Annotated in this window: 8 protein-coding genes and 1 pseudogene; 3 read left to right on the plus strand and 6 right to left on the minus strand. The window is 51.4% G+C overall.

Annotated features, from left to right (window positions below; translation table 11 throughout):
• The first annotated feature begins 158 nt into the window (after positions 1-158).
• The gene (locus tag FYJ65_RS10020) at positions 159-392 is read left to right on the plus strand and encodes an IS3 family transposase (RefSeq protein WP_416388866.1); all 234 of its coding nucleotides are present in this window, start codon (positions 159-161) and stop codon (positions 390-392) included.
• Positions 393-453: 61 nt separating this feature from the next.
• Here the strand turns inward: FYJ65_RS10020 and uvrB are convergent, their stop codons facing one another.
• A complete protein-coding gene (gene uvrB / locus FYJ65_RS09225; RefSeq protein WP_154555035.1) occupies positions 454-2,430 on the minus strand; it encodes an excinuclease ABC subunit UvrB in 1,977 nt (658 codons plus the stop codon).
• 23 nt (positions 2,431-2,453) lie between these two features.
• Positions 2,454-3,863 (minus strand): MocR-like pyridoxine biosynthesis transcription factor PdxR, encoded by a 1,410-nt coding sequence (pdxR, locus tag FYJ65_RS09230; RefSeq protein WP_154555036.1) that lies wholly within the window; start codon positions 3,861-3,863, stop codon positions 2,454-2,456.
• 108 nt (positions 3,864-3,971) lie between these two features.
• On the opposite strand from pdxR, the gene pdxS reads away from it, so the two are divergent.
• Both pdxS and pdxT read left to right on the plus strand, forming a co-directional pair.
• Positions 3,972-4,847, plus strand: a complete 876-nt coding sequence (gene pdxS, locus FYJ65_RS09235) for a pyridoxal 5'-phosphate synthase lyase subunit PdxS (protein WP_154555037.1) — start codon at positions 3,972-3,974, stop codon at positions 4,845-4,847.
• 1 nt (position 4,848) lies between these two features.
• Positions 4,849-5,412 carry a pyridoxal 5'-phosphate synthase glutaminase subunit PdxT gene (gene pdxT / locus FYJ65_RS09240; protein ID WP_154555038.1) on the plus strand — a complete coding sequence of 188 codons (564 nt, stop codon included), beginning with the start codon at positions 4,849-4,851 and terminating at the stop codon, positions 5,410-5,412.
• Positions 5,413-5,438: 26 nt separating this feature from the next.
• Here the strand turns inward: pdxT and FYJ65_RS09245 are convergent, their stop codons facing one another.
• The 4 genes and pseudogenes from FYJ65_RS09245 to FYJ65_RS09710 form a co-directional block, all read right to left on the minus strand.
• A complete protein-coding gene (locus FYJ65_RS09245) occupies positions 5,439-8,267 on the minus strand; it encodes a hemoblobin-interacting domain-containing protein (protein WP_154555039.1) in 2,829 nt (942 codons plus the stop codon).
• Positions 8,268-8,473: 206 nt separating this feature from the next.
• Complete coding sequence (locus tag FYJ65_RS09250; protein ID WP_154555040.1) at positions 8,474-8,611, minus strand: hypothetical protein; 138 nt, start codon at positions 8,609-8,611, stop codon at positions 8,474-8,476.
• Position 8,612: 1 nt separating this feature from the next.
• Positions 8,613-9,077 carry a low molecular weight protein-tyrosine-phosphatase gene (locus tag FYJ65_RS09255; RefSeq protein WP_154555041.1) on the minus strand — a complete coding sequence of 155 codons (465 nt, stop codon included), beginning with the start codon at positions 9,075-9,077 and terminating at the stop codon, positions 8,613-8,615.
• A gap of 166 nt (positions 9,078-9,243) precedes the next feature.
• Positions 9,244-9,475 (minus strand): annotated as a pseudogene (locus FYJ65_RS09710) (hypothetical protein); the annotation flags it as partial.

Below are 9,475 nucleotides of genomic sequence, written 5' to 3' on the forward strand. Positions count from 1 at the left end.
ACTATCCACTTCCATCAAATGAAAAAGACAGCGCAACTGTTTTGCAAAAGTAACTTCTTGTCTGGATTTGCAAATTTAAAATCCAGTGCTGCCATAACAAAAGCAGAACTTACTTTTTCAATTCAGGCTATCGTCAGGAGTTAAAGAACAGAGGCATCATTCAATCGATGTCGCGCCGCGGCAATTGCATAGATAACTGTATTATGGAGACATTTTTCGGTCGAATGAAGAATGAGATGTATTATGGTTGCGAAAAAGACTATGACTCATTTGAGATCTTCTCAAATGCAGTTGATGAATATATACGCTACTACAACAATGAAAGAATTCAGCGCAAAACAAAATGGATGCCACCTGTTAAATACAGGATAGCATCCATGTGTTCCGTTTAATTCGCTAATGAATGTGTCCAGAATTCTGGGTACATATCAAATGGAAGCCATGCTTTTTTCATTATACCCGCTTGCTGCTTCGCAGTTCAAACAGCAGATCTCGCAACTCCGCTGCCCGCTCGAATTGCAGGTCCTTTGCGGCCTGCTTCATTTCTTTTTCCATCTTCTTGATGGTTTCCTTCAGCTCCTTGGCCGTCATCTCCTTCGGATTCTTGAACTCGTTTTCCGGGTTGTATGCCTCGGTCGCTGTAGCAATGTCGCGAATTGGTTTTACGATGGTCTTCGGCACGATGCCGTGTTCCTCGTTGTACGCACTCTGAATCTCCCGACGGCGTTTGGATTCGTCGATGGTATACCGCATGGCTTTGGAAATTCGATCTGCATACATGATGACCCGGCCGTGGGAATTCCGGGCGGCACGGCCCACTGTCTGCATTAGGGAGGTTTCCGTACGGAGGAATCCCTCTTTGTCCGCATCCAGGATGGCCACCAATGAAACCTCCGGAAGATCCAATCCTTCACGGAGGAGGTTGATGCCTACCAGAACATCGAATTTACCCAGGCGCAGATCCCGGATGATTTCCAGTCGCTCGAAGTTATCGATGTCGGAGTGGAGGTACCGCACCCGAATGCCTTGATTCTCCAGGTACTTGGACAGATCCTCGGCCATCCGCTTGGTCAAGGTGGTGATCAGCACCCGCTCCCCGGCATCCGTGGTTTTGTAGATTTCGCTCAGAAGGTCGTCAATCTGCCCTTCCGTCGGCCGCACGTCGATTTCCGGATCCAGAAGTCCCGTCGGACGAATCACCTGCTCTGCCGTTACGCCGCCGGAATGCTCCAGCTCGAACCGGGCCGGAGTAGCACTGACGTATACCGTCTGGTCCACCATCTTCTCAAATTCCTCGAACTTCAGCGGCCGGTTGTCCAGCGCAGACGGCAGCCGGAAACCGTACTCCACCAGAGATTGTTTCCGGGCCCGGTCGCCGTTGTACATGGCCCGAAGCTGAGGCAGCATGGCGTGAGACTCGTCGATAATGGTGAGAAAATCCCCCTCCGGAAAATAGTCCAGCAAGGTATACGGCCGCTCCCCCGGCTCTAGGAAATTCAGGTGGCGGGAGTAATTTTCGATTCCTTTGCAGGTGCCGATTTCCATCATCATCTCGATATCGTAGTTGGTGCGCTGCTCCAAGCGCTGCGCCTCCAGCAGTTTTCCGTTATCCCGGAACCATTGCAGCCGCTCTTTCAGCTCCGCTTTGATGGATTTGGCCACCAGCTTCATGTCATCCCCGTTGGTGACGTAATGCGACGCCGGGAAAATGGAAATGTGGTTCCGCACGCCGGTAATCTCCCCGGTCACCGGGTTCATCTCCTTAATGGAATCGATTTCATCGCCGAACATCTCCACCCGGACCGCCTCTTCGCCGCCGGCTGGATAGATATCGATAATGTCTCCCCGGGCTCGGAAGGTGCCTCGGTGAAAATCCATATCGTTTCGGTTGTACTGCATATCCACCAGTTTCCGAATCATGTCCGTCCGATCCATCTCCATACCCGGCCGCAGGGACAGCAGCTGATTCCGGTAGGAATTCGGGCTTCCCAAGCCGTAGATGCAGGACACGCTGGCCACCACAATGGTATCCGGTCGCTCCAGCAGGGCCGCCGTAGCGGAGTGCCGAAGCTTATCGATTTCGTCGTTGATATCCGCATCCTTCTCGATATAGGTATCCGTGGACGGCACGTACGCCTCCGGCTGATAGTAATCGTAGTAGGAAACAAAATATTCCACCGCATTCTCCGGAAAAAACTCCTTCATCTCGCCGTGGAGCTGCGCCGCCAGGGTTTTGTTGTGAGAAATAATCAGCGTTGGCTTCTGAATCTTCTCGATGATCTTCGCCATGGTGAACGTCTTTCCGGAACCGGTGACTCCCATCAGGGTCTGGTGCCGATTCCCGGCCAGAATGCTGTCCACAATATGATCCACCGCCTGGGGCTGATCCCCGGTAAGGTCGAAATCGGAATGCACTTTAAATTCAGGCATAATATTCCTCCAATCTTTTTTCTCTATTTATTCTCGCCGCCCAAAATCAGGTTCATCGTCTCCCACACCGCCGGCATGGCCTTCACGTCCACATCGGAATAGTTGATGATAAAATCATGGGCGTCCGGCTTTTCATCCGTGAGATAGTATTCCGAGATGGCCTGGATTTTAATCCCCTTCTCCGCCAGTGCCCGACTCACCGCCTCATCGGAAAGCTCCGTATCCAATCGAATCCGAAAATGAAGTCCGGACTGGTTCTCGATAATCCGGCAATGCTCCCGAATCGGGCTTTTCTCGATGGACTCGATCAGCCGCTTCCGCTGCCGACTGTAATACAACCGCATCCGGTTGATGTGCTTCTCAAAGTATCCGTTTCGGATAAACGCCGCCAGCGTATACTGCTCAAAGGTCGATACCGTACAAGCGTAGAAGGACAGCTGGCTGTAGAATCGGTTGGCCAGATGTACCGGAAGAATCATGTAGCTGATTCGGATGGTAGGCGTCAGGGACTTGGAAAACGTATTCATGTAGATGACCCGTTCGCAGGCATCGATGCTGAACAGCGTGGGCAGCGGTTTTCCGTTGGGCCGGAATTCGCTGTCGTAATCGTCCTCGATGATGTACCTTCCCGGTTTTTCATTGGCCCAGGCCAGCACCTCGTATCGCCGGCTGGCCGGCATGGTGATGCCACTGGGAAAATGATGGTTCGGGCTGATATGGACGATGTCCGCTCCGGACTGGTGCAGCTCCGGTATGCGAATGCCATACTCATCCATAGGAATGTACTTGCAGTCAATGCGGTGCTGCCGGTAGATGTTCGCCAGGATTTTGTATCCCGGGTTCTCGATACAGTACTCTCGGTCGCTGCCAATCAGCTGTATCAGCAGGCTGTACAGGTACTCCGTTCCGGCACCGATGACAATCTGATCCGGATCCACCAACATCCCCCGAAAGGAACGGAGATAGTCCGCGATGGCCGAACGCAATGCCCGGATTCCCCCGGTAGGCGAAACCTCCATCAATTCTTTTTTTTGGGAAGAGATGGTCTCTCGGGACATTCGGGCCCATATCGAAAAAGGAAATGTATCGGGATTCACCGCGTTGCTGGACAGGTCCACATCGTAGGACTCCCGGTCTTTGGGAATCTCGATATCATAGGAAACCCGGCTTTCCCGGGGAATGCGGTTCATCTCCAAGATGTCGGAGACGTAATAGCCTTTCTTCGGGATGGAGTAAATGTAACCCTCGCCGATCAACTGGTCATATGCATTCTGAATCGTTATGGTACTAATCCCGTTGTTACCGGCAAAAGAACGTTTCGACGGGAGTTTCTCCCCGGGACGCAGTCTTCCGGCCACAATGTCCTCCTTTATGTTGTCGTACACCTGCTCGTACAGCGGTTTTCCGTTATGCTCAAAGACGTAGGTCAGCATCGCTCCTCCCCTATCTGGAATGAAAAATATAAATGTTTTGATTATTTATTTATTACCAGTTTGATTGTACTATTATAACCAATTAAATTCAAGGAGGTACATTTAACAATGGATAATAAACAGTATGAACTGAACAAGGGTTTGGCTCAGATGCTGAAGGGCGGAGTCATCATGGACGTTACAACACCGGAACAGGCAAAGATCGCAGAGGACGCGGGTGCGTGTGCGGTAATGGCGCTGGAGAGGATTCCGGCAGATATTCGTGCAGCCGGCGGTGTATCCAGAATGAGCGATCCGAAGATGATCAAGGGCATTCAGGAAGCGGTCAGCATTCCGGTTATGGCGAAGTGCAGAATCGGTCATTTTGTAGAGGCGCAGCTTCTGGAAGCCATCGAAATCGACTACATCGATGAGTCGGAAGTGCTGTCCCCTGCCGATGATATTTACCACATCAACAAGAGAGATTTCAAGGTTCCGTTCGTATGCGGCGCAAGAGATCTGGGCGAGGCCCTGAGAAGAATCAATGAAGGTGCTTCCATGATTCGTACCAAGGGTGAACCGGGAACCGGCGACGTGGTTCAGGCCGTTCGTCATATGAGAAAGATGAATGCGGAAATCCGCAAAGTGGTTTCCATGCGGGAAGACGAGCTCTTTGAAGAAGCAAAGCAGCTTCAGGTTCCTTACGAGCTGGTAAAATACGTACACGACAACGGCAAGCTTCCGGTAGTGAATTTTGCAGCCGGCGGTGTGGCGACTCCGGCAGACGCAGCCCTGATGATGCAGCTGGGTGCGGAAGGCGTATTCGTTGGTTCCGGCATTTTCAAGTCCGGCAACCCGGCAAAAAGAGCTTCCGCTATCGTTCAGGCGGTGACCAACTACACCGACGCGAAACTGATTGCAGAGCTTTCCGAAGATCTTGGCGAAGCGATGGTCGGCATCAACCCAAGTGAAATTGCCATCATCATGGAAGAGAGAGGTAAATAGGATGAAAATCGGTGTACTTGCAGTACAGGGTGCTTTCATCGAACACCGCAAAATGCTGGAATCTCTGGGCGCCGAGTGCGTGGAGATTCGACAGAAAGCCGACCTGGAAGGTATTCAGGGAATTGTTCTTCCGGGGGGCGAAAGTACGGTTCAGGGAAAGCTACTCCACAAGCTGGATATGTTCGGGAAAATTCAGACCTGTATCCGAGAAGGACTTCCGGTATTGGCCACCTGCGCGGGAATGATTCTTCTGGCGCAGACCCTTTACAACGATCCGGTAACCCATCTGGCCACCCTTCCCGTTACGGTTCGGCGAAACGCATACGGAAGACAGCTGGGCAGCTTCATCACGGATCAGCCGGTCAAGGGCATCGGCGAATTTCCGATGGTATTCATTCGAGCGCCGTACATCGAATCCGTGGACGATTCCGATGTAGAAGTTCTGGCCACCGTGGACGACCACATAGTCGCCGTACGGTACGGCAACCAGCTGGGCCTGTCCTTCCATCCGGAAATGACGGAGGATACTCGGATTCACGAATTCTTCTTAAAGATGATTCAATAGCTTACGAAAAAAGCAGCGCCATCACCTCAGTGCGATGGTCGCTGCTTTTTCTGTCTGCGGCGCAGAGTAATGGTACCCACTCCTGCCAGTGCAGCCAGCATGACGGTCGCCCACAGAATGGTGTGGGACTCATCCCCTGTCTCCACAGAGGACTGCTTGCTGTTCTTGTTTTTGTTCTTGTGGTTGCCGGTGCCGGAAGAACCGTTGTCTCCCGGGTTTACCGGGCCTTGCGGCTTTGGTGTGGCAGAACCGCTATCGGATGGTTTTGCCGGCGTGGATGGTTTCTCCGGTTTATCGGTGCCATTTCCCGGCTTTTCCGGATTTTCTGTATCACCGCCCGGCTGCTCTCCCGGTGCATTTTTTTCCACCGGATAAAGATCCAGATTCGGCACGCTGAGAATATCCCTCCAGTAGGTGTCGTTATCGTAATCGATTCCGCTTCCGATGGAACCGTCAATCAAATTTCGATTCGTGGTACCGGCCAGCTTGATCCCGTCGCCCAAGGCTTTTCCCGGAGTTCCGGATTTGGAAACCGAAGCACCACCTTCCAGGTACGCATCGGTCACGGAAATCGTACCGTTTCCGCTCACCGCATTTCCGCCTTCGCCGAAATGGCCGTCTCCGCCAACGGCGATCAGCTTTCCTTCTCCGGTGATCGTGCCGCCGTTCAAAATAATTGCCGAACCGCCATTGGAAGTGGTGGCATCCTTTCCGCCTCCGTAGACCGCAAGTACGGCATCTTTATCCAGATTCAGCGTTCCGTTCACCTGCATTCCGGTCTGACCGGTATAACTCTTTCCCGTCGCCGGGTCTGTACCGGTCGGCGCTTCATCGCCTCGCAGGAACACCTTTCCTTTCAATGTAACATTTCCGTTCACCACAACCACCGGATCCGTGTTGCGACGAGCTTCCGAGCCGTTGGCGATGTTGTTGGTGTTGGAATAGATCTTTGCATTTTCCAGCGTGGATTCATCCTTTAGAATCAGCTTTCCGTTGATGGATGCGCCGTTCAGGAACTCTCCGCCGCCGTAATCGTTGTAATTCATGGAGAATGTTCCGCCGTTCTCCACCTCTACCGCCCCTTGCACCACGGAATCCCGTAAGGTCAGCTTAGCCCCATCCTGCACAAGGATTTTCACGCTGCTAAGAATGTCCATATTCACCAGCGTCAGGTTGCAGCCCTTCGGCAAAATAAGCGTCTGGGTCTGCATGGTGCCTTCCGGAATAGCATATCCCAGTTTTCCGTATGTACCGCTGGTATGAGATCCGTACCACGCTTTCAAATCTTCCGGAACCACAACGGTTTCATTGTTCGGATCCAAAGTGAAGTTCTTGATGGCCCACGGCTCCATGTCGTACATATATTTTCCGTCGGACGTCTTGGTGCAGTTCGCGAGCACCAGCTGATTTTCCAGCATCTCCTCTCCGCTGAATATACGGAAGGTCAGTGCGTTGCCGGTGGCTTTCCGCCCCAGTTCATCGGTGATGGTCACGCTGATATCGTAAGTTCCGGCCTTTGCAGGCGTGCCGGCCAGTGTGACGGAACCGTCGTGAACGGAATAGACGCCGGCCATTCCGGAATCATTTCCTTTCGCAGGATCGTCATGATTTACGATATTGACGGAAGACCCTTTGGATTGTACGCGGATGTCACTTTCGCTCAGGAGCTTCCAGTCGCTGTCCGCCGGATTCGTACCTGTTTTTACAAGTGCAACCTCAACGCTGGCATTGCTGTTCTTGTTCTGGGTAACGTTGGTGGATGCGCCGCTGATGGCATCGTACCCCTTCTGGTTCACCAAAGCGGATTCAAAGCTGCCCACCAGTCGAACGTGCAGCTGCATGTCATCGCCCGGATTGGTCCCCTGAGAAACGGTAAGCTTGCCGTTATCGATGGAAACCTTAAAGGTCAAGTTTTTGTACTCTTTCGCCGTGATGGAAATCACGTCGCCGCTCTTCAGCGCCGCGGTCTGGCTGTAGCTCTTCTGCGCAAATTCCAATGCACCGTCTCGAACGCGATATTTTCCACCCGTGGACGGCGTAAAGCTATAGGCTTCCCAATCTGTTCCGTTGACGGAAACCTTCGTAATGGCATCCGGATACTTCGAATCCCCGAAAGATAACTGCCACAAGCCATTGAAGGAATCCACCTTCACGGAAATGCTCTTCGGGTCGATTTCCTTTTCACCCTCCTCCGGCTTCTTTTCAAATGCCGCACTTACCGTCACATCGGATGCCGGCATTTGGAACGTTGAATTGGTGACGGTAATCGCCTTTCCGTTGCTGTCCGCTGCCGAAAGGGACTTCAGCACGTATCCGTTCGCCGGATTTGTTGTAATGGTCACCGTTTCGCCTTCTTTCGCCGTGGTTTTGTCCACGCTCACCGTACCGTTTTCTGCTGCCTCCGCAGTAACCTTATATGTCTTCTCTGTCTCGTCTTCGGCAATCGACGCGGTGTGCTTGGATTTGTTCAAGGTCAGCTTCAGGTCGCTGTACCCGTTGGCCGAAATGACGCAGGTTGCCGTGGTGTCGGAAAATGCTTCCCCAATCAAAACCTGCTTATCCGTCGGCAGCACCCGATAGTTCTCTCCCCGGTCATCGAAATCCCAGGAGCTGGTCACCTTCTTGTACCCCGTGCCGGAAACCTTTACGGACGAAATGGCGTTGAACCAACTCTCATCCTCTGCGTTAAAAGTAATGGCGAATCCCTTGCTGATGCCGGCTTGTTCGCACCGGGCAATGCTTGACGGCGGAGATTTTTCATCCGCCCACGCGGACGTCGTCCCCACCGCACTTCCCGTAATCAGCAGTAGCGCCGACAACAAGAACGCGGTCAATTGATCCCTTTTTTTCTTCAATTATGCTTTCCTCCTTGTAAAAATAACTTTCAAGATGATAACGTTCACCGAGTAGATGAGGTTGGATGCGCATCGGTTAGGCTCGGTTAACTAAAGGATAGCACGCTTAGAGGTTAGAGTCAACTAATTTGTGTAAGATGTGACTAATTATCGAAATTTGGTTAAAGAAAAAGAGTGCACGAAGCACTCTTTTTCATCGCTTGCTCCTAGTACACAGAACTGTCTTCTCCGTCGGTGACCTCAAATCCCATCCGCATCAGCGTCTTGGAAACCTGTATCTTCTTTCCGATTTCTTCCAGTCCGGTGACTGCTTTTCGCTTCAGTTCAATAGTCGTGCAGCTCATTTCAAACCTCCTCTTCCTTCAGGAGATGTTCCAAGAGTCCTTCGCACCCCCGGCGCACATCCCGATACGTATCTTCAAAATTCCCGGTATACCACGGATCGGCGATATCGCCCTTTTCACCGGCAAACTCCAATAAAAGAAACATTTTTTTCTCCGGATCGCCGCCGACAATGCGCCTCATGTTTCGCAGGTTGGCGGAATCCATGCCGATCAGATAATCGTATTCCTCGTAGTCCGACGCCTTCATCTGTACCGCCCGGTGCGGTATGACCGGAATATTCTCCTTCTGAAGTTTTCCCACCGTTCCCGGATGTACCGGATTGCCGATTTCCTCCCGGCTGGTGGCCGCGGAATCAATCTGAAACGCGGCGGAACTTCCCTGTCGATTCACCAGATACTGCATCACGCTCTGCGCCATTGTGCTTCGGCAAATGTTGCCGTGGCAGATGAATAGTATTTTTATCATTGTTGCATAACCTCGCATTTCTTGGTTTTTCCTGCTCCAAAAAGGTGTAAACTTACTTTTTATTCTACGTGAAAATGGACGTCATGTCTCTATTTTTTTTTAAATGGTGCTGATGACGGAATTCTTATTCCATCACCAACACCAAAGAGTATCGAACATATTTTTCTTACATCTTTCCACCATAAACAGGGAAAACTCCACTGTCACCATAGCTTTTAATTTTCTTAAAATTCTTTAACAGTTCCATGTCTTCAGTACTAATCTCAAAATCGGTGAATTGAAAAAGTAAGTTCCAGTTCAGCCAAAAAACTTTCCGCTTTGCAAAAGTAAATTCTGGTAGGGGGCTAAAATTAGAGTAAAAAGCGAAAATACCGTACAAATATGGCGAATACGGAAGG

The sequence above is a fragment of the Mogibacterium kristiansenii genome (genome assembly GCF_009695905.1).
Taxonomy (GTDB): domain Bacteria; phylum Bacillota; class Clostridia; order Peptostreptococcales; family Anaerovoracaceae; genus Mogibacterium_A; species Mogibacterium_A kristiansenii.